This window comes from Pseudoalteromonas sp. Z1A6 (assembly GCF_011378745.1).
GTDB classification, from domain to species: Bacteria; Pseudomonadota; Gammaproteobacteria; order Enterobacterales; family Alteromonadaceae; genus Pseudoalteromonas; species Pseudoalteromonas arctica.
The window spans coordinates 1-21,181 of the sequence record NZ_WTKW01000029.1 but is presented as its reverse complement, the minus strand read 5'-3'; the positions used below and the strand labels follow the sequence as shown (position 1 = coordinate 21,181).

The following is a 21,181-nucleotide window of genomic DNA, read 5'->3' as shown; positions in this document are numbered from 1 at the left end:
AACGCTTGTAAATAACTACCTACTGGTCGATAATTTTGCTATTCCAATTGCATTAAATAAGTGATCTATTATTGCGCTAAGAAAATAGCGCAATAACAAGGCGAAAATTATGACATCTAGTTATTCTATATGAATAATTTTTAACGCAGTTAGTGAGTTGTTTAATGCGATACAATGATCATGTTTTAATAAAATTGGTATTACTGCAGATAGGAAAATATTAAAAGTGAGTAAAAAAGAAGCGTTATTAAAAGCAGCTGAAAACAAGGTGCGCCTTGGCGGGTACAGTAATTTTAGTTTTAGAGAGCTCGCAAGCGAAGTTGGAATTAAGAGCGCCAGTGTGCACTATCACTTTCCGACTAAGGCCGATTTAGGTGCTGAGCTTGCTCATCAATATACTAATTCTTTTTTAGCTGCGTTAGGCGAGCCAAACGAGCTTAAAGCAAGCGGTAAAAATCCTATTGATGTGTACACTCAGCTTTTTAGAAGTGCATTAGTAACCGATCGTAAAATGTGTTTATGTGGTTTGCTAGGAGCCGAAAGCGATAGCCTTCCAGATAAAGTACGCCTTGAAGTAAAACGCTTTTTTAATCAAAATTTAACATGGCTTAGCGCTGCGCATTTAGCTAATGGTGAACTCAACCCTACTAAAGCGGCTATTCAAACAGTGAGCTTGCTTGAGGGTGCTATGATGATAAGCAAAACGCTCGACGATAACAGTTACTTTGAACTTGCAACTCAGTAATACCTAAATTTAGTACACAAAAAAAGCGAGCTATTCATTATGAATAGCTCGCTTTTTTAATGCTTGAAATAACTTATGTGATTATTATTAAACCGCTGTTGGTTTAACTTTATGCTTAGAGTGCACAATAGCTAAAACAATTAAGCCAATCACTGTTACTACAGCGCCAATAGGTTTACCTAAATCACTTGATAAGTTAAGACCAATTGCGGCAGTACCAATATAAGAAACCGTTACCGCAGTTGCTATAACAGCAGGAACACTGGCAATCCAATGGAATGTACCACGGTCAAACAGGTACTTAGTGGCAAGCCATAATACGCTTGTAGAAAGCAGCATGTTTGAAAATGCAAAGTAGCGCCAAATTAATGAGAAATCGAGCTTCGTCATAAAGTACGCTATAGCAAGTATAGGCACCGCTACTAATAAACGGTTACGTAAACTTTGCGGAATATTAAACGCATCAACAACGGTTAAACGTAATGAGCGGAACGCTGTATCACCAGAAGTAATTGGGAAAACGGCTACTGCAATAATTGCCATTATACCGCCAAATACACCTAAGTAACTGTTAGCTACATGGTTAACAACTAAACCTGGACCACCTTGATCAAGCAATGCTTTTAAGCCCGCGTAACCATCTGGGAACGCTGCAATACCAGCAAGTGCCCATACACAACCTACAATACCTTCACACATCATAGCGCCGTAGTAAACTGGACGTACGTATTTTTCGTTAGTTAAACAACGCGCAATAATTGGCGCTTGAGTAGAGTGGAAACCACTAATAGCACCACAGGTAATTGTTATAAATAACAATGGCCATGTTGGTAATCCATCAGGGTTTGGCTCTAAAAAGTCATGTGCGTGATCAGCTTCAAAGTAAGCTAAAAAGTCACTTGGTACCGGTAAGTGCGGCGCATTAATAAGTAATGAAATAGCAATTGCCACTGTCATTACAATCATTAGCGCACCAAAAATTGGGTAAAACTTAGTAATGATTTTATCAATTGGTAGCAAGGTAGCTAAAAAGTAATACGCTAAAATAGCGAGTACCCAAAAGGTATTATTTGCCAGTATTGTACCTTCAAAAAAATCAAGGTTACTTAGCAAACCTGCAGGGCTCATAATAAATACTACACCTACAAAAAACAGTAGCATGGCAGTAAATACAAGCATAAAGCCTTTAAATACGACGTTGTAATAATGGCCTGCGATTTCTGGTAGGCTTTTACCGTCTTCTTTTATACTCATTACACCTGAGAAGAAGTCGTGTACAGCGCCACCTAAAACATTACCCAGTACAATCCATACTAGTGCAACTGGTCCGTATAAAGCACCTAAAATTGGGCCAAATATTGGGCCTACGCCAGCAATGTTTAAAAACTGAATTAAAAATGCTCTTACTGGGTGAATGGCTACGTAATCCACACCTTCGCTAAAGCGTTTTTGTGGTGTGTCAGCAGTTGAATCCAAACCGGCTTGTTTTTCAACAAATGGGCTGTAAAACTTATAGCCCAGTATTAAAATAGTGAGGCAGATAAAAAAGATGATCATAAAGCACGTTTCTCTTTTTGTATTTTAGTTATAGAGCGCATTGTGTGTCGCCCCGCCTTTTCAATCCGTGAATAATCGACGAACAATAACAAAGCTTCAACCCTCAAACAATAAGACGTTTAGCTAATACAATAATCGATATAAGCCACTATTTACGCAACCTGCACACTTAACGCTCCACATTGAATATTTATTACACACGTCTTATTTTGGGCACAAAAAAAGCGGTTAAACTTTTACGTTATAACCGCTTTCACACACAATGTTTTTTAAAGTGGGTTCATAAACTCACTAATTTGTTGATGCGTTAAAGTAGGTGTTGCGCCAGAACTTTCGGCGACCATTGCTCCAACGGCACATGCAAAGTCAACGGCATATTGCGCGTCGTCGTTGCTACAAAGCTGATAAATTAACGAACCTAAAAACGAATCCCCTGCGCCAACAGTGTCAATTACGCTAATTAAATAACCTGAATTATAAAAATTCTCGCCTTTGATTGTTAATAAAGCACCGTGGCTACCTTTGGTTACACATAAGTAATCGGTATTTGTTTGCTGTGCTATAAACGCTAAATTTTGTTCAAGCGAATGAAACTTACAACCCATCGCTTTTGCTATTTCGTATAGCTCTTCATCGTTTAATTTAATAAAGTCTGCTTTATTCATTAAATCTACAAGTGTTTCTAGCTTGTAATGCGGTGCACGTAGGTTTACGTCAAATACTTTAAAGTTTGCTACATCAACTAGTTGATTTAATGTTGCCAGTGACGCTTCGCTTCGCCCAATTAGGCTGCCAAATACAAATACATCGCTACTTTTAACTTTACTAAGTAACTCATCAGTAAGCGCTATATTATCCCACGCAGTGTCTGCCACTATTTCATAACTTGCTGAGCCGCCACTGTCGAGTGTTACCTCAACCGTGCTGGTTTTTTTGTCACTATTAATAGCAATGTATTCGCAGCTTACGCCTTTGCTAGTAATTTCGCCTAGTAGCTCAGCGCCTAACTCGTCGTTGCCAACAGCGCTGATCATATCGGCTTTAATGCCTAGTGAGTTGATACGCACACACATATTAAGTGGCGCGCCACCTAAGCGTTTACCTGAATCAAAACAATCCCACAGCACTTCGCCAAAGCAGCTAACACTTACGTTTTCGCCTGATTTATGATTAATTAAAATGCTCATAATTAGTTACTCTTTTGATCAAGTACAGCCTGCATAATGGCTTTAATTTTACTATTAGGTGCATACAACGCAGCAATCGACTTTTTATATTCAGCAGTAAACGTTTCGTTATGCTCAAGCTTACCAAACAAGCTCGTTAACTTTAAAAGTGCAGACGGGCTAGTTTGAGTCTCTTGCGCGTAAGAATTAAGCTCTTTGTGCATCGCATCTTGAATTTCAAGCTTTTCGCCGTTTTCACTTAAACCCTTATCGCTGTATAAACACCAAGTTGCAATAACAAGCGTTGCCAGTGATACATCTCGACCTTGTACTAGGTTTTCGTTAATTGTGGCAATTAAAAACTTAGGCAGTTTAGCTGAGCTTTCACTACAGATACGCGCTAGGCTGTCTTTAATATTAGGATTAGCAAAACGCTCTATTAACGTATCTTTGTAGCTTTCAAGGTCAATGCCTTCAAGTGGTTCAAGATTTGGCGTTACTTCTTTATCCATAAAAGCACGCAGGTATGTGGCAAATAATTCATCCGATACCGTTTCATCAATAGTGCCATAGCCATGGATTGAACCTAATAAACCAAGTACAGAATGCCCTGCATTAAGTAAACGTATTTTCATGGTTTCATAAGGCGTTACATCAGTAACAAACTGAGCACCAACAACATCCCAATTTGGACGAGAGTCACTAAATGTGTCCTCTATTACCCATTGTGTAAACGACTCACAGGTAATTGGCCACTCGTCGCTAACACCATATGCATCAACCACGTAATCAATATCACTCTTTTTAGATACCGGTGTAATACGGTCAACCATCGCATTTGGAAACGATACGTTTTGCTCAATCCACTCACTTAGGTCTTTGTCTTGCTCTGTAGCAAAGGCTAAAAGCATTTTGCGTGTTACGTTACCGTTGTGCTGAATGTTATCGCACGACTGCACTGTAAATGCGCCTAAGCCTTGCTCTTTACGCAGTTTTAACGCAGCCGTAATGTAACCAAACGCTGTAATTGGGTCGTTCGGGTTATTAATGTCGTTAATAATATCTGGATTACTGTAATCAAACTCGCCCGTTGCAGGGTTAAAGTTGTAGCCGCCCTCGGTAATAGTAAGCGACACAATTTTAGTATCGCTGTGCGCTAACTTATTAATTACCGCTTGTTTGTCCTCTGGAGCAAACAAAAAGTCGATCATTGAGCCTATTACTTTGTTATCTATTTTACCGTCTGGGTGTCTAACAGTAAGCGTATAAAGGTAATCTTGCTGCTTTAAAATATCACGCAGACCACGATTACCCTCTAAAAGGCCAACACCACATATGCCCCATTGCTCAGAGCCTGGGGTTTTTAAAAGCTCGTTAACATATACCGCTTGATGAGCACGATGAAAACCGCCCACGCCAATATGAACAATACCGGCTTTAACTGCGCTACGGTCGTAGGTTGGTGTATCAACATGGCTTGGTAATTGAGCCAAGCTTAGTTGGTTTAGCCCTGTAACTAGAGCGTCAGTGTGTTGATGTTGCGTCATGGTGCGACCTTACTAAACAAAAATAAAATATAAATTACGATACTGTATTACGATAAGTAATTACGATGCTGTATTGAGTACTTTATGGCGTTTTAACGACCAGTACGCAGTAACAAAATAAATAACAGTACAAATAAAACAGGCTATTTCGAATTGCGATTTATTAGCGCTGTACATACTCATAGTTTCACTGAAAAACATCACCTGGCTGGCAAATATAAAAATAATAACCAGTGAAACCGTAGAAACCGCATTAAGTACTTTGGTAAATACAGAGCTGTCAATTACTGGCTTTGGAATGTCTTTAGCTTCAGCGGCTTGATATTCTTTAATATCACGTTGCTCTTGCTCTTCTGCTTCAATCTCTTGTGTGTAATCTTCACCGGCGCCGTATTTTTTAGCTAAAAGCGTGTAAATAACAATTGTGAAAATCCACGTAGGAATAAACAAGTAGTAAAACGACATTACATCAATTGCGTTTAAGCCAAAGCCAAACACAAGCGCTAACGCCCAAGATGCTATAGCCGGTACGCTGCGAGTAATGTTTTTATATTTAGCCCAGTAACGTGTTAGGCCAATTTTAGGAAATAACACATGTTCAGCAAACACAATGCCGCCTACTGGCACAACTAATAAGCCTGCGTAGGTAAGTAGCGGAAGCATTTGTGAAAATACAAACGGGAAACACGCAATAATCACGGTTACAACACCTACAATAGCGGTTGTGCGTTCACGTGATTGATTAACAAATATAGATTGTGCTGCAAGGCCTGCACGGTAAAGGTTTGCGTTAGCTGTAGTCCAACCGGCAATAATTACAATAACAAAACCAGTCCAACCTAATGCATGGTATGCAACATCGCCCGGATCAAGTGATGAAATAGTTGTTTTAAGTAATACCGCAACACCTGCGCCCATAATACCGGCAGAGATCCACGCTAAGTAATGACCAAAAAACATGCCCACACCAGAAAACAAACCATAGCTTTTGCGTTTAGCAAATCTAAAAATAGCCATGTCGATTAAACCAAAGTGAGTAATTGAGTTAGCAGCCCATGCAAAGCCAATCACTTCTAATAGGCCAATACCTTTTTCACCATCGGCATTGGTGCCCGTCCATATGGAGGAGTCGCCTATGGTCATAAAGTCGCTAAAGCTAGTTAAAGAGGTAGAACCTAATACGTGATTTGAAAGCTCAGGGAATAACGCGAACGAACCTGCAATAAATATAACAAATAGCCACGGCGCACACAGTTTCGAAAAGTCAGCAACCGTAGAAAAGCCATACATCGCAACAAACACAACAATAGAGCCAACAGCTAAAACAATGGCTACAAACCAAAAGCTATTTGGATACCAATCAAGTTGTGCAGGTATATCAAACAAAAACCGCACGGCGGTGGAGGATACCGTGATCATCGCGGCCGATATAACACTAAAAATAACCACGTTAGCCCAGTTATAGAGCTTGGTCATTGAGTTACCAGCGATTTTGTTTAAGTAGTTATATAAACTTAAGCGGGTTTCTACTGCAATGGGTGCAGTAATCAGCCACCAAGAACACATTGCTAACAGGTTACCTATTAATAAACCCAGTAGAATGTCGATGGTTGAAGCGCCTAATGCAACAAACGTTGCACCAATAACAAATTCAGTAGCCGCAACATGTTCGCCAGCATATAGCCCTGCAAAATGTTTCCAGCCGTGAAGCTTATTATTAGCAACAGGAAGTTGCTCTTCGTTTACATCTTTAAATGTTTGTGTGTGTGGACTCGTTGCCATGGTATTTCCTATTGTTAACAGCAAAAGATTTAATACCTAAATACTTTGCCTTTTATAATTTGGCTTATAAACGCATGATGTTTCGCCATGTCTTGTTTTATTTTTAGTAAAGCAAAACCATCTACATTTATATTTTGCGTTTGCTTGCCTGTCAGTGTGTAAGGCGAGCAAATCACGTTTAAAACTTTGTTTATTTAAAAAGCCGCGTGTTTACTGCTTTTTAAGTGCAGGGTATGCACTAAAAAAATCTTGCCAATGCGGTAAATGATCAACATTTGGGTAAGCACTGTGCACATGATTAACAGAGCCTTGCATATGTTGCCCACCGCTGTAATGCAGTACTTGCATGTTGGCGTCGATTCCTGCATTTACGCCGGCTTTACTGTCTTCAATCACTAAACAATGCTCTGGCTTTACACCCATTTGTTTAGCTGCATGTAAAAATAAATCGGGTGCTGGTTTGCCACGCTTAACTTCGCTGCTGGTAAAAACCGTATCGCTAAAGTACTTACTTAAACTCACTACGCTCAACGCTTTTGCGGTGCGTGCTGGGCTGCTGCTAGTAGCTATACAAATAGGCACAGCTAAATTGTTAAGTACGTCTTTTATACCGTCAGTCGTGGTTAGCCCGGTTTCAAATTCGTTTAACAGTGCTTCGCGGTAGTCACCTTCAAAGCTTTCAGGAAGAGTGACATTAAATGCATCCGCTATTTTTTGGCTTACTGTTTTAAAATTGCAGCCTAAAAAGTGTTGCTGTACATAAGCACGGTCAATATCAACGCCTTTTTCAACAAGCATATTAATGAGTACTTGTGCGCTTAAAATTTCGCTATCAATAACAACGCCATCACAATCAAATATCACTAGCTCAATGTTAGTATTCATCTTGTCACCTTATTAAAACTGTTTGGTTTAGCTAATTTAAGTATAACGAGTTAAGCGCGATTAATATTGTGCAGCTTTTTAGTGCAACTCAATAATGAGCATAAGCCCACCGATTGAGCATATTCCCTTTATTGCACGAATATGTCAACACACTGTAAGTATAAAACGCACCAGCTTGGTGAAAATACACTCAGATAAAACTAAAAACCTTTGTATTTAATCAACTTTATAAAAGCATATTGCGACCAAGGTCGTAGTAAAAAAATTCCGTTAACGTAAAAAGTGCTCCTGTTAATTTATTTCATCTGTTTTACAAATCACATCAATCTAATTAATCAGTTTTACCGAAGTTAATAAAGTCAATACTATCGTTAACAGATTAACAGCCTGCACCACTGCCGGCACTTTTAAATAGATGAGGTCGACAATGAATACTCAAATAAACAAAACAAAATTAACACTAACTGCACTAGCACTTGCAATGGCATTACCGGCAAGCGCAGCAACAACACTTACTAAAGATAACGGCGCAGCTGTTGGCGACAACCAAAATTCAATTACTGCAGGCGAACGTGGCAGTGTATTACTAGAAGACGTGCAACTAATTCAAAAACTACAACGCTTTGCACGTGAGCGTATTCCTGAGCGTGTTGTGCATGCTCGTGGTACTGGCGCACACGGTGTGTTTGTAGCATCAAAAGAGCTAGACGATTTAACAATTGCAGCACCGTTTGCACAAGCTGGTAAAGAAACAGACGTATTTGTTCGCTTTTCATCAGTAATTCACTCAAAAGGTAGCCCAGAAACACTGCGTGACCCACGTGGCTTTGCAACTAAGTTTTACACAGACCAAGGTAACTGGGATTTAGTAGGTAATAACTTACCTGTGTTCTTTATTCGTGATGCGATTAAATTTCCAGACATGGTTCACTCTTTAAAACCATCTCCGGTTGATAACATTCAAGATCCTAACCGTGTATTTGACTTTTTCTCACACGAACCAGGTTCTACACAAATGCTAACGTGGGTTTACAGCGACTACGGTACACCAGCAAGTCTTCGTAAAATGGACGGTTGGGGTGTACATGCATACAAAATGATTAATAAATCGGGTGATGTTAAATACGTTAAGTTTCATTGGGTAAGCCAGCAAGGCATTGATAACCTTGACGCAAAAGAAGTGGCAAAAGTACAAAGCCAAAACTTTCAGCATTTAACACAAGATTTATACACTGAAATAAACAGAGGCAATTTCCCAAAATGGGATCTGTACATTAAAACGCTTGATCCGTCGCAACTTGATGACTTTGATTACAACCCGTTAGATGCAACAAAAATGTGGTTAGACATTAAAGAAACTAAAGTAGGAACAATGACCTTAAACCGTATGCCAACTAACTTCTTCCAATCTACAGAACAAGTAGCAATGGCACCGGCAAACATTATTCCAGGTATTGAGCCATCAGAAGACCGCTTATTACAAGGTCGTATGTTTTCTTACGCTGATACACAAATGTACCGCCTAGGTGCTAACCACCAGCAATTGCCAATTAACCGTGCAAAAGTTGAAGTGGTTAACTACAACCAAGACGGCGCAATGAACTACGGGAATACAACAAGCAATGTGAACTACCAGCCAAGCCAAGAAAACGTAGCTGAAAACCCAATTGCACGTAGAAGTAACACAGAGCTTAAAGGCTTTGTACAACAAGCCGCGATTAAAAAGCAGCAAAACTTCGCGCAAGCAGGTGTTATATACCGTGGTTTTAGCAAACAAGAACGTACAAACCTAATTAATAACCTAGCAGGCGATTTAGGTAAAGTGCAAAACAGCAGTGTTAAACACAAAATGCTTAGCCACTTTTACAAAGCTGATACTGAGTACGGTACACGCTTAACTAAAGCTGTAAACGGCGACCTTAAAATGGTTAAACAACTAGCCGCTAACTTGTAAGTAGCTAGTTGTAATTAACTAGCTGTAAGTAATCAGTTGTAAAAATTAGTCCCAACTAAGCAAGCAGCTATATAAGCAACCACAATTATGAGGAAGGGATAACCCCCTTCCTCTTTTTATAAGAGACAATTGTTATGCGTAATTTATTAATTATAGTCGCTCTACTACTGAGCTTTACCAGTAGCGTTTACGCTCAAAATACCCCAAGTACACAAACACCCAGTACGCAAGTTGAAAGCCAACATTCTGCAAAAACACAATACCAAAGCTTATTTGCTTATTACTTTGCCGCAGCACGTACAAACGACACAGCTGTAATAGAGCAATTTGTAGATGCCGGTATTCCTATCGACAGTTACAACAATAAAGGTTACACCGCATTAATGATTGCCACTTATCACGGTAATAAAAACACGGTAAACACGCTTTTACACTTAGGCGCTAATGCTTGCATGGAAGATAACCGGGGTAACACAGCACTTATGGCCGCTATATTCAGAGGTGAATTTAGTATTGCAAAAACACTCGTATCACTTGATTGCGATAACGCGCATCAAAACAAAGCCGGTCAAACAGCCGAGCAATTTGCACAAACATTTGGTCAACAAAAAGTTATAGAGTTACTAGCGCAGGTAAATAATGCAAAATAAACTGCACGCAACAAAAAGCCCTAAAACTTTAGGGCTTTTGATTTACTAAATATATGTTCAAATTAAACGTACTTACTCTAAAAACAGTGTGTTTATTAAGCTTTCTTGTTCTTTTCCAGCTTCATGTTTTAATGCTCGTATAAAATCCATAGAATTGGCGGGACTGTTTGGATAACCATGATTTTCCCAAACCAACTTGAGCGCATTAATAATGGGTTCATCCCCAATAGCAGCGCGTAGCTTAGCAAAGACAATAGTTGCTTGCGAATATTGGTCAAAGCTTTGTGTAGCATCAACTAAGGCTGATCGCTCCTTTATGTTCATCAACATACTTTGCTCGTAGCGTGTTGTTTCATACTCAACCAGCGCTTGCATTGTCGCTTTCCCATAACGCTGCTCTATAACAACAAGCTCAATATACTTTGCCATAGACTCCACTAAAAAAGCGCTATCTGAAAGTACCCCATTACCAATATCATGGCCAAACCATTGATGAGCGGTTTCGTGAACTGCACGGCGATAGCGTTGATCAAAGCCTGCATTAGCGCTTGGCTTTGATCTAAAACCAACACTGTCTTCAATAAGTATAAGTTGCGGCAATGCATAACCTGTAGCACCAACACTAGGCGAGCCTATTAAACTCAATTGTTTTGCTCTATAAGGGCTTATATTATTAAGCCATTTTATTGTATCGCCCATTGCGCTGAGGTTTATAGCTATAGACTCCGCTCGTGCTGGCTCGTTTTTATCTTTAGCAAACACGTTTAACATCACGCCATTTTGCTGCTTGGTAACAGGGGAATAAGGCACCGTCACCCAAGCTGGGATTGCATTTATGGGTGCACGAGTCTCAAAATGAAATATTTCGCGGTCATCTTTGCTGGTACGTGATATTTCCTCTCCTTGGGTTATAACCTGATAACCACTTGTTGTACTCACTTTACTCGACATAGTAAGCCACTGGTAATGAGTACTTGCTTTCACCGTTTTAGCAAATAGCTTCGTGGGTCTAATAACCGACTTCACTTTAAGTGCGTGTTGCTGACGAAGTATCGGATCGGTTAATTCATAATTACCTTGATAGCCAACAGTCGGCAATAAAGGCACTGATCGTATATAGCTAAATTCAGGGGTTATTATCTGATGGCCTCTTACTGGCCAAAGCTTAGCTTGATGAACATCAAACCGTGTAACTAGTTTACGTATTTCTCCTGGCTGCATTTCATTCTCAAACTTAAACACAGCTTGATTAAGCAAGGGAAAGCTTTTAGCCCTTTGCGCGCCATCGATTTCAATATCGGCCCATTTATAAAAACCAGAGCGCCCAACCAATATCTCTTTAATAGGGGCTTGATGGGTGTTTTTTAAGGTATATATTAAGGAAAAATGAGCTTGCTGCTGATGCGGATAAAAGTCTACATTAGCATCAATGTGCATAATGCTTGGCTGTGCTACATTGCGCCATTGTGAGAATGCTTTTTCGTATTGTGCTTTAAATGCCTCGCGTTTATGCGAGTTGGTTAAAGGCTTCTCCTCAACCAGTCTTAAATGTAATTGAGTAAATAGCGCCACAGTGATAAGTAAAGGTATAAGTAACCAAAAATGTTTAACCCCCATTACTCTTTGGCTCAACCCGGCACCTCGGTGATTAAAAACTCCCGTAATTATAACTAAACTTATACACGCCACTAACCAAACTGATATATAAGGCCAATAACTACTTATACTTGCACGATAACCCCAAAAGTTATCAGGTGCCTGCAAAGGCGTCCAACCAACACTCCACAATGTATGCGTAAGACCAAGATAAGTCATTATCGGTGTAAATTTGATCAGTAAAATAACAGCAATTAGCAAACCCGCAATAAGCTGCGAACGACACAAATTAAATACACACAAAAATACACACGCAATAATGGCAAGCACAATTGCCATCAAAAATAAAATGGTTAAATGTACTTCAAATTGATATGCACTGTGTAAAAACCACTGAGCTGCACTTGCCCCTAATAAGCTCATTGTTAAAAAAACCAATATCATAGTACCTAGGACCAATAACTGACTGTTTAAAAAGTAATATGTTTTGAGCGGTGTAGCAGCGATCAGCTCAGCTATATTATAGTATTTAGCAAAGCAGCTTACTTGCCAGCTCCACAAAGCCATTAATAAAGTGCCAAACAACAATTGCATATCAAATGCATAATAGCTAATTGCATCAAGGCTTGTGGTGCTCATAACACTCATTGGTTCAACATAACCAGACGACGAGGCAACACTATTAAAAACCATCACCGGCCAAACAAAAATAATCAGTAAAGTAACAGGGTGTGAAACCAAATTAACCAGCGTAGTTTTGTATAAACTGGCCATCATCAAAAATGGCTTTTGCGTGACTCTCGCTGTTTTATATTCAGCGGGTTTTAACGTGTTGTAACGAATGTATTCGTTAGTATTTTTAGTTTTTTTACTCTTTAATAATGTGTGTTTTTTATTTTTACTAAAAGTAATATAAAAAATACCAACAGCAAGCATACTCACAACAACGCGATTAATAGCAAATGAAGCCCCTAATGAATTGGTTAAACTGTTTATTACGGCAGTGTATGCAAAAGGGTCAAGCCAAACAAATAATGTATAAAAGCGATTGCTTATAATACTACTTCCAGCAAGCATTGGATTTCCGGTAATACTTGCAAGCATTATGTAGCCTATCCACAACACCGTAAAAACAACATAATTGGGTAATGAATTAGCTGATTTATGGCAAACAAAAAAGGCAATAACAACTAAAAAGCAGCTATTTGGTAACAATACTAAAAAGCTATTAAATACAGTAAAATAAACCACATTTGGTATATAGCCCAATTGCCTTACATGCATGTATATCATTACTAAATCGCTAATTAAGCTGATAATAAAAACCAAGAAAATCAGTAAGCATACTCTTGCTAAACTGCGCTTAAATAAACTAGTTTGCGTAGCATAAATAAGCTCCTGCATTGACGCGTGCTGATCTCGTAAAAATATAACGGGTGCCAATACTCCTACAAGCACAGGTAACTGCATCATTTGTAGCATTGTAATATTTAACTTAAATTGTTTTAACGAATCAACTTCAACTGCTGCAAGCCCAGAGGACAACATAACCGCAAATACCAAAGGTATAATAATGCACAGCCAAACAAGTGGTTGGCGCACTGCATATCGCCACTCATTAAAAATTAACATGTTTGACTTCCTTCATTAAGTGCAAAAAAGTACTTGTCTTGAAGCGTAGCGGGCGAATTTATTGCATTGTGTGCAGGCGCTGTGTCTGCATACACACGAAATGACGCTCTACCATAGCGATGGCTCTTACTTAATACATGCTGAGTTGGTATGCCCGTAGGTAAACTTTCGAGCTGCCAAATCTTACCTTCTAAAGGAACTAGTAACTCTTTTACGTCACCGCTTTGTATGAGTGCTCCTTGATCTATAATGGCCACGTAGTGACATAAATTTTCTACATCTTCAACAATATGGGTCGATAACAATACCAACCTATTTTGACTAATACTAACGAGTAAATTGTTTAAACTTTCTCGCTCCACGGGATCAAGCCCAGCAGTGGGTTCATCCATAATAATTAGCTTTGGGTTACCTAACAAAGCCTGAGCCACACCAAAACGCTGCTTCATTCCTCCCGAAAAATTAACGACCTTTTTATTAGCAAACTGAGTCAAATTGGTTAGTTCAAGTAAACTATTAATTTGGTTTTTGCGTGCATTACCATCTATACCTTTTAATACGGCAATATGCTCAAGTAACGCTCGACAACTCATATTGGGATACACACCAAAATATTGTGGTAAATAGCCTAGCTGCGATCTAAGCGCATCTGGTTGGCTAATTACATCAAGGCCATTAAAATTAATATGTCCGGAGTCGGCATTTTGTAAACACGCGAGTGTGCGCATAAGTGTTGATTTACCCGCCCCATTTGGGCCAAGTAGACCAACCATACCGGCGGGTAGAGTGATCGTCACATCATTCAAAGCCTGCGTACCATCTGCGTATTTTTTGTTAATATTTTTCAGTGTAAGCATTAGTTTCTTCCTTAATTGGTATAGCACCAGCTTAAGAAAACAAGTCAATACAAGCGAGAAAACAATGGTTAACGTCTTGAAATAAATGATGAACATAAAAAAGTAACGTTGGTCATTTAAATATGACCTTTCATCATTTAAATAAACGGACTAGTGTGCTTAAAACGGTTACTAACCCTATGAAATGAAATAATTATTTTAAAAATAAATTATGATTGAAACAGTTTTATGGATAAACTAGCGCGCTCAGCGTAGTGAATTGTGCAAAGGTAATGTTTAAAATAAAAAGACAATTTTATCTGAGCGTACCCGCTCAGAAACTATAATAAAAATGGAGTCACATATGCAGCAAGCCAATACACCAATATGGCAACGCTTTAGCATTACCCAGCTAATAATTTTTTTACCGCTAATTGCTGCTATTATGCTCGACTCTCATATACGCTTTTTGTCATCACATATGGATTCAACGAGCCAATATCTGGCTATTAACATTCAACTTTTTTTACAGTGTATTCCCTTTTTTATTGCCCATGCGTTTGCATATCGTTTATTACTTACACCCGCAATCATAGTTTGGCTGTCAGGCTTTTTAGCCTATCCATCTCTCTTGCTAGTATTTAATAACCAGCTTCTTAACTTTTCGCAATGGCAATACCTTGATGCACAATGTTGGGTATTGTGCGCATCTGCAAGTGGTATATGGCTTATTACTAAACGCACTAGTAAAAATAACAATGTGTTGAGTAATAAATGGCTTAAATCCTTGTTTTCACTTGATACAGTCGTATTTATAGTACTTTTAGGTTGGGCAATTGTTACATCAAGCATACTCAATACGCACACTGATCCTATGTTAAACCAGCCTGTTGAGCCTGTTATTGACGTTTATAAAGTATTCACACAGTTTGATACTTTTTTGGGTTATCTTTGGCAAATTACTGTTTCTGCCGGATTAGTATATGGAGTGTATTTATTAAATAGATATTTATTAATACGCTACGTATTAACCTATCATGGTGTACTGATGTTTTTGTTTGCAAGTTTAATAAGCCTCGTTGCACTTACACCTGTATTAACATCGTGCTTGCTACTGTTACCTATTAACGATTTACCTGCAGGCATTGCTAACTTAACACCTGGTGGTAATAATAATATTTTCTGCCCTGAAAATTATCAGTTTGTATTTTTATTTTTGGCTATAAGCACACCGATTATTTTAGCGTTTGAACGACAGCAACAACACGTTCAAATTAGCAACATTGCTCAGCAACAAACAAAAACAGAGCTAAAGCTACTTCAGCAGCAAATTAACCCTCATTTTTTATTTAATACATTAAACAACCTTTACGCGCTGACATTAAAAAAAGCAGATAATGCACCAGATCTTGTTATGCAATTAGCTAATTTACTGCGTTACAGTGTTTACGAAGGTCAAAAAGCACAGGTGAGTTTAGAAAAAGAAATCAATTACTTAAAAGGTTTTATTGCATTACAGCGTTTACGAAGTGCTGAGCGCTGTAACTTTGATGTGCAATGGCCTGAATATCAACAACACTATTTTATTTCGCCACTACTGTTAATAATGATTTTAGAAAACGCGATAAAGCATGGTGTAGAGCCCACGTCACAAAAAGTAACGGTTGTGTTTAAAATCACCATGGCCGATAACATACTAACGCTATTTTCCTCCAACCCTATTCTACCTAATAACAATTCAGAGCATGGGATGGGACTTAACAATTTACGCCGTAGGTTGACTCTTTTATATCCAAATAAGCACACATTAATTATTAATGAAAATAAAAACCTTTGGCAAACCACACTTAAATTGGAGCTGGCTGCATGCTAAACACAATAATTGTTGATGACGAGCCGCTCGCGCATGACGTTATACTGCATCATTTAAGTGCCCATAAAGATATTAATATAAGCGGACAATACCTTAACGCTAAAGATGCATTATGTGCTTTAGCCACATCATCTATTGATTTGTTATTTTTAGACATAAACATGCCCGAACTATCGGGCATTGCATTACTAAAAGTGCTCGCGAATCGACCACAAGTGATTATTATTAGTGCGTATCAAGAATATGCTTTAGCCGGTTTTGAACTTGACGTAACTGACTACCTACTAAAACCAGTCTCTGCGCAACGCCTTGAACAAGCACTCAATAAAGTACGGAAAAAAAGAAAACACATAACGCTAAATTCCAAGGCACCTCTGACTATTACGCTTAAAATCGATCGTAAAAAACATAAAATTCAATTAAGCGACATAGACATGTTTGAAGCGTATGGAAATTATGTAAAAGTATGGCAAGGTGAAAAAGCATTACTTGCAAGCAGTACTCTCAAATACATATTGCTAGAGCTTGATACTTCATTTATTCAAGTCCACAAATCTTACGTTATTAACAAAAATAAAGTTGTTGCGTTAAGTAATGAAAGCGTTCAACTAGCATCAGGCGTGTCAGTTAAAATTGGCAAGTCATTTAAACAACAAGTGCGCGACATTATTTAATTTAAGCTCGGTTAAAGTTCCCCTTTATTTAAAAGCCCTAATGCTTTAGGGCTTTAAATTATTTTACCTTTAAAAAGTAGCGTTACAATTTCCAATTCATTATTTTAGAAGCACGTTAAAAACGATACGTTACTGAAGCACCTAACGTTTGAGGATTCACTACCGCAACATAACCCGTTGGGTAACGACCACTTGCAGGCTCAACTGACGTAAATGCTTCTTCATCTAATGCATTATTAATAAAAGCACTCACCAACCAATGATCGCTATTATAGCTTATTGTTGCACGCGTAATTGTATAACCTCCGGCAACACGCTCTTCTGTATTAGTTAAATCGCCATAGTAATCGTCTACATAATTAGCGCTCACATTTAACTTTAAGCTATCTGTAAACCAATGCGATAAACCTAAACTTGCAGTTAGCTCTGGTGCTGAGTTTAATTCGTTACCCACTGCATCTGAATAAGTCGCTGATTCATCTATTTTAGTTTTTAATAAACCTAGCCCTGCATGTAACTGCCATTGCTCACCTAGCATGCTATATGCTTCAAGTTCTAAGCCATAGCTATGCGCATCGTCAATATTAGTGATTTTTCGACTTGAGCTTAAAGCTTGATAACCATTAAAGTTATTGTAAAAAATATTAGCACTAATATTTAAATCACCATTATTTAGTACGCTACGCGAGCCTACTTCATAGGTATTTACTGATTCTTGCTCGTAGTAATAGTATTCTTGTGCAGCAAAATCTAAGGCACCACCACCAGCGTTATAACCACGACGAGCACTTGCCGATAAGGTAGTGTTATTAGTTACTTTATATTGAACAGCTACCGTAGGTAGTTTTATCGTATTAGAATTATCTAATTGCTCAACTAATCTGCTGCCACCAAAAGCCATATCAAAATTACGAAGTTGTTCTTCACGCTCAACTCGCAGCCCCGCTGTTAACGTAAGCTCATTTGTTAACTCAAAGCTTGTTTCGCCATAAATTGCTTTAGAGTCACTACTATCGTCACCAAAATAATTGGTTGCACCAACGCTTTTAAAGTCTTGTTCACGGTCAAAATAAGCAATACCTACAAAGCCCGAATAAAAATCACTATTTAAGCCAAAGTTTAATTTACTATCAATTGTGATATTTTTTTCATCCATAGAAATATCAGACTCCGCACTGGCAAGTGCCTCATATGCTTCAAAGCCCCATTCATAATCCATATATGCGAGTAGTATATCGAACGAAAAGTTATCATTTATTTTATAATCAATATTTACCTGAGTCGTGTCTGACTGGGTATCCATATCGCGCTGAAATAAAGGCACATAATCAAACGGTTCATCACCTTCAAAGTACTTACGACCTGTATTACCCTCTTCACTGTAGGTAGAGTAAGTTAGCTGTACAGCTAAATCGGTCGTTGGGGTATACAGTAATTTTGCACGCGTACTACTGGTATTAAGCTGATTTAAGTTTTTATCTGTTGGATTGGTTTCATGTATCGTTGGGTTGCTAAAGGTTTCACCATTTACATATTGAGTAGATAAACGAAATGCTAGTACATCCTCAATTAAAGCCCCCGAAACAACAGCGGCTGTATCAAGGTAACTATCTTGATTTCTATACCCAACGCGTACAGCACCTTCAAAATCTTGTGTTGGTGCTTTGGTTGTCATATAAACTGCACCACCAATGCTATTACGACCATTGCTAGTTGACTGCGGTCCACGGTATACCGCTATTTGATCTATATCCCACAAACCTGTATCACCGGTTAAATCAGCTACAAATGGCTGACTTACACCATCAACAAGCGTTGATACTCTTGCTTTAGAGCCTCCACTAAATGAGTTAAAACCTGTTGCACCACCATTACCCGACACACCGCGCATATCTGGCACGGCTCCAGTAAGTACCACTACATTTGCCATTTCTGCCAAAGCTTCTGAAACCGAACCTAGTTGTCCATTTTCTAATAGTGACTTATCTACCACTGCAACCGATGTAATCGTATCTTTGAGTGACCTTTCGATTTTTTCGCCTGTTACAATAATTGTATCTATTGATTCTCGACTTGTTTCATCAGCAAATGCATTACTTTGAGCCAATAACAAAGAGCTTGTAATCAGTAGTGAAAGTTTATTAGGCTTAAATGAAGCTACCACAGTTATTTCCTTTTATGGATAGTTGTTTTATTTTTCGAAAAAATAGCACAAACACACACTTGTTGCAATTGAGTTTAGTTATCATTTAGAATAGCAATATCATTAATAAGTGTTTTAATTTATGTTGCAACTTACCCTTTCTCTTATTTTATTTACTGCTACATCCCTGTTTTATCTTAGTAACCGCCACCAACGACTTCTAAGCAAACCCATTAACAAAAGCTGGCGCAAGCTCGCATTTATCCTTTTTGTTATTGCAATACCATTAGCCTTATATGCTTTTTCTAATGCGGCAGCCGTATTTTTTATCATTTTAATGATAATGCTCGCTTTAATAATAATTCCGATCGTAAGCCTGATTAAACACAAGGAAGTAAAATAATGTCATCTGCACAAAGGCAAAAAATAAAACCAACTTGGCTTGGCAAAAGTTTGGCTGGTTGTTTTTTAGGGCTAGCGCTAGCGTTTATTCTCGTTGCTTTTTTTGCATGGTACGGAGCGGGAGGCATAGATGCGCCCGACAAAGTGCAATTTAATATGTGGATGATACCCATTTTATGGTTAACTATTTTTAGCTTCACCTACCTGTTTAGTTCAGCAAAAAATGCTTGGCTGACACTTGGGGGCTTAAATATAACGCTATATAGTCTATTTATAATTTTAAGGAATTGGCTATGAGAGTAAGAGCCGATATTTTGCGTACCTACCAAGGCGTGCATACATGGACAGGAATAATTGCAGGTTTAGTACTTTTTATAGGTTTTTATGCTGGTAGTTTAACCATGTTTAAACACGAATTAGCACAGTGGGCAAACCCCGCCAGTGCACCAGTGACTAAACCACACACTAACAATCACCAAATATTAGTTGATCAAGCAATAACTAAGTACCCTGAGCAAATGGGTAATGGTTTTTCTCTCGATTTATTAACAAATCAAGCGCCACTATCTTGGTATAGCCAAGGTAAAGAGCGCGGGATGAAACTTGATAATCAATTACAGGTACTCTATCTAAACCAGCAAAATGATCTTGTAATACAGCAACAAAGTGAGAATAAACTTGCAGATTTAATAGATTACTTACATCGAACCGCAGGGTTTGCAGGCGAAATTGGGCACGACCAATCAGGCGTATATATACTCGGTATAGCATCTGCGCTGTACTTTTTAGCATTGGTGTCTGGCGTAATTATTTTACTACCTACGCTTGTAAAAACCTTTTTTGCGATTCAAAAAGAAAAAGGCGCCAGTCGCTTTTGGCTCGATAGTCATAATTTAGTTGGGATCGCCAGCTTGCCTTTTCATTTAATTATAGCGTTTACTGTGGTGGTATTTGCATTTCATGATCTGGTTTATGATGGTCTATCAGCATTTTATGACGATAAATCCTTTTTTCAACGACCTGCCCCAGCAGCACATAATTATCATATTGCAAACTTACCAAGCATAAATAAGCAGCTCCTAGCGGCAAAAAACTACGCCCCAGGTTATGAGCCAATTCACATTACATTTAGTCGTTTAAATACAAACAGTCCGACAGCAACATTAAAAATGAGTAATAGCAGCGCTGTCGTTCGCGGACCTGATACCGACTACTTATTCTTACACCCCTATACATTAGAAGTACTTAACTCAAGCTATCCGCAAGGAGATGATGGTGTTTGGGGTAATATAGTAGGAAGTTTCTTTTCACTTCACTTTGGTACTTATGGAGGTGAATGGGGACGTTGGGGGTATTTTGTTATGGGGCTACTTGGCGCATTCTTATTTTACTCTGGTAACTTATTATGGCTAGACAAGCGCTTTAAACAAGATGCCAACAAACGAAGTACACGATTTATGGCAAATTTAACAATTGGTGTTTGCTTAGGGTCAATGATTGCAATGGTTGCCACTTTATTACAAGCTAAATGGACTAACCAATATATGGGTAACGCAAATTACAGCTATCTCTATAGTTACTATTTGGTATTTTTTGCCTTTGTTGCTTATACCTTTTTTAAAGGAACTCACCACGCTAGCTATTGGGGCTTAATGGGTATTACACTTTTATCTGCTGGTATGGGAGTTTCAACACTTATACAGGCTTTATTAGCTGATGATTTTTTAAAATATTATCAA

The 21,181-nt window shown here is 38.5% G+C and carries 14 protein-coding genes; 6 read left to right on the top strand and 8 right to left on the bottom strand.

The features are described 5' to 3' along the window. Nucleotides 1-226 precede the first annotated feature (226 nt). Nucleotides 227-745 (top strand): TetR/AcrR family transcriptional regulator, encoded by a 519-nt coding sequence (locus GQR46_RS03465; RefSeq protein WP_101163235.1) that lies wholly within the window; start codon nucleotides 227-229, stop codon nucleotides 743-745. A gap of 87 nt (nucleotides 746-832) precedes the next feature. Here the strand turns inward: GQR46_RS03465 and GQR46_RS03460 are convergent, their stop codons facing one another. From GQR46_RS03460 to GQR46_RS03440, 5 genes are all read right to left on the bottom strand, one after another. Beyond that, complete coding sequence (locus GQR46_RS03460; RefSeq protein WP_004334688.1) at nucleotides 833-2,302, bottom strand: carbon starvation CstA family protein; 1,470 nt, start codon at nucleotides 2,300-2,302, stop codon at nucleotides 833-835. A gap of 269 nt (nucleotides 2,303-2,571) precedes the next feature. Further along, entirely contained in the window at nucleotides 2,572-3,489 is a 918-nt protein-coding gene (locus GQR46_RS03455) for a carbohydrate kinase (protein ID WP_007584308.1), read from the bottom strand. Between the two features lie 2 nt (nucleotides 3,490-3,491). Further along, nucleotides 3,492-5,015: a mannitol dehydrogenase family protein gene (locus tag GQR46_RS03450; protein ID WP_165739947.1), complete on the bottom strand. Its 1,524-nt coding sequence runs from the start codon at nucleotides 5,013-5,015 to the stop codon at nucleotides 3,492-3,494. Nucleotides 5,016-5,075: 60 nt separating this feature from the next. Beyond that, the gene (locus GQR46_RS03445) at nucleotides 5,076-6,797 is read right to left on the bottom strand and encodes a membrane protein (RefSeq protein ID WP_024591939.1); all 1,722 of its coding nucleotides are present in this window, start codon (nucleotides 6,795-6,797) and stop codon (nucleotides 5,076-5,078) included. A gap of 210 nt (nucleotides 6,798-7,007) precedes the next feature. Next, complete coding sequence (locus tag GQR46_RS03440; RefSeq protein ID WP_165728995.1) at nucleotides 7,008-7,682, bottom strand: HAD family hydrolase; 675 nt, start codon at nucleotides 7,680-7,682, stop codon at nucleotides 7,008-7,010. Between the two features lie 427 nt (nucleotides 7,683-8,109). Here GQR46_RS03440 and GQR46_RS03435 point away from each other — a divergent pair, with 427 nt between their 5' ends. Then, nucleotides 8,110-9,636, top strand: coding sequence for a catalase (locus GQR46_RS03435; protein WP_165739945.1), 1,527 nt, complete (start codon nucleotides 8,110-8,112; stop codon nucleotides 9,634-9,636). Nucleotides 9,637-9,770: 134 nt separating this feature from the next. After that, nucleotides 9,771-10,286 carry an ankyrin repeat domain-containing protein gene (locus tag GQR46_RS03430; RefSeq protein ID WP_165739943.1) on the top strand — a complete coding sequence of 172 codons (516 nt, stop codon included), beginning with the start codon at nucleotides 9,771-9,773 and terminating at the stop codon, nucleotides 10,284-10,286. Between the two features lie 72 nt (nucleotides 10,287-10,358). On the opposite strand, the gene GQR46_RS03425 is transcribed toward GQR46_RS03430, so the two are convergent. Together GQR46_RS03425 and GQR46_RS03420 are read right to left on the bottom strand one after the other, a co-directional pair. Then, nucleotides 10,359-13,514, bottom strand: coding sequence for a M1 family metallopeptidase (locus GQR46_RS03425; protein ID WP_165739942.1), 3,156 nt, complete (start codon nucleotides 13,512-13,514; stop codon nucleotides 10,359-10,361). Further along, a complete protein-coding gene (locus GQR46_RS03420; RefSeq protein ID WP_165728998.1) occupies nucleotides 13,508-14,371 on the bottom strand; it encodes an ABC transporter ATP-binding protein in 864 nt (287 codons plus the stop codon). Before GQR46_RS03420 ends, GQR46_RS03425 begins: the two co-directional genes overlap by 7 nt. A gap of 343 nt (nucleotides 14,372-14,714) precedes the next feature. Here GQR46_RS03420 and GQR46_RS03415 point away from each other — a divergent pair, with 343 nt between their 5' ends. Further along, the gene (locus tag GQR46_RS03415; protein WP_165739940.1) at nucleotides 14,715-16,223 is read left to right on the top strand and encodes a sensor histidine kinase; all 1,509 of its coding nucleotides are present in this window, start codon (nucleotides 14,715-14,717) and stop codon (nucleotides 16,221-16,223) included. Further along, nucleotides 16,217-16,897 (top strand): LytTR family DNA-binding domain-containing protein, encoded by a 681-nt coding sequence (locus GQR46_RS03410; RefSeq protein ID WP_165739938.1) that lies wholly within the window; start codon nucleotides 16,217-16,219, stop codon nucleotides 16,895-16,897. Before GQR46_RS03415 ends, GQR46_RS03410 begins: the two co-directional genes overlap by 7 nt. 115 nt (nucleotides 16,898-17,012) lie before the next feature. Here the strand turns inward: GQR46_RS03410 and GQR46_RS03405 are convergent, their stop codons facing one another. Further along, nucleotides 17,013-19,061, bottom strand: a complete 2,049-nt coding sequence (locus tag GQR46_RS03405; RefSeq protein ID WP_165739936.1) for a TonB-dependent receptor — start codon at nucleotides 19,059-19,061, stop codon at nucleotides 17,013-17,015. A 674-nt stretch (nucleotides 19,062-19,735) separates the two neighbouring features. On the opposite strand from GQR46_RS03405, the gene GQR46_RS03400 reads away from it, so the two are divergent. Further along, on the top strand, nucleotides 19,736-21,181 hold a 1,446-nt coding region (locus GQR46_RS03400), incomplete at its 3' end, for a PepSY-associated TM helix domain-containing protein (protein WP_165739934.1).

Bases quoted from the DNA above. Each gene is read 5' to 3' on its own strand.
- GQR46_RS03460 (WP_004334688.1), bottom strand. From the start codon at position 2,302: ATGATCATCTTTTTTATCTGCCTCACTATTTTAATACTGGGCTATAAG.
- GQR46_RS03455 (WP_007584308.1), bottom strand. From the start codon at position 3,489: ATGAGCATTTTAATTAATCATAAATCAGGCGAAAACGTAAGTGTTAGC.
- GQR46_RS03450 (WP_165739947.1), bottom strand. From the start codon at position 5,015: ATGACGCAACATCAACACACTGACGCTCTAGTTACAGGGCTAAACCAA.
- GQR46_RS03445 (WP_024591939.1), bottom strand. From the start codon at position 6,797: ATGGCAACGAGTCCACACACACAAACATTTAAAGATGTAAACGAAGAG.
- GQR46_RS03440 (WP_165728995.1), bottom strand. From the start codon at position 7,682: ATGAATACTAACATTGAGCTAGTGATATTTGATTGTGATGGCGTTGTT.
- GQR46_RS03435 (WP_165739945.1), top strand. From the start codon at position 8,110: ATGAATACTCAAATAAACAAAACAAAATTAACACTAACTGCACTAGCA.
- GQR46_RS03430 (WP_165739943.1), top strand. From the start codon at position 9,771: ATGCGTAATTTATTAATTATAGTCGCTCTACTACTGAGCTTTACCAGT.
- GQR46_RS03425 (WP_165739942.1), bottom strand. From the start codon at position 13,514: ATGTTAATTTTTAATGAGTGGCGATATGCAGTGCGCCAACCACTTGTT.
- GQR46_RS03420 (WP_165728998.1), bottom strand. From the start codon at position 14,371: ATGCTTACACTGAAAAATATTAACAAAAAATACGCAGATGGTACGCAG.
- GQR46_RS03415 (WP_165739940.1), top strand. From the start codon at position 14,715: ATGCAGCAAGCCAATACACCAATATGGCAACGCTTTAGCATTACCCAG.
- GQR46_RS03410 (WP_165739938.1), top strand. From the start codon at position 16,217: ATGCTAAACACAATAATTGTTGATGACGAGCCGCTCGCGCATGACGTT.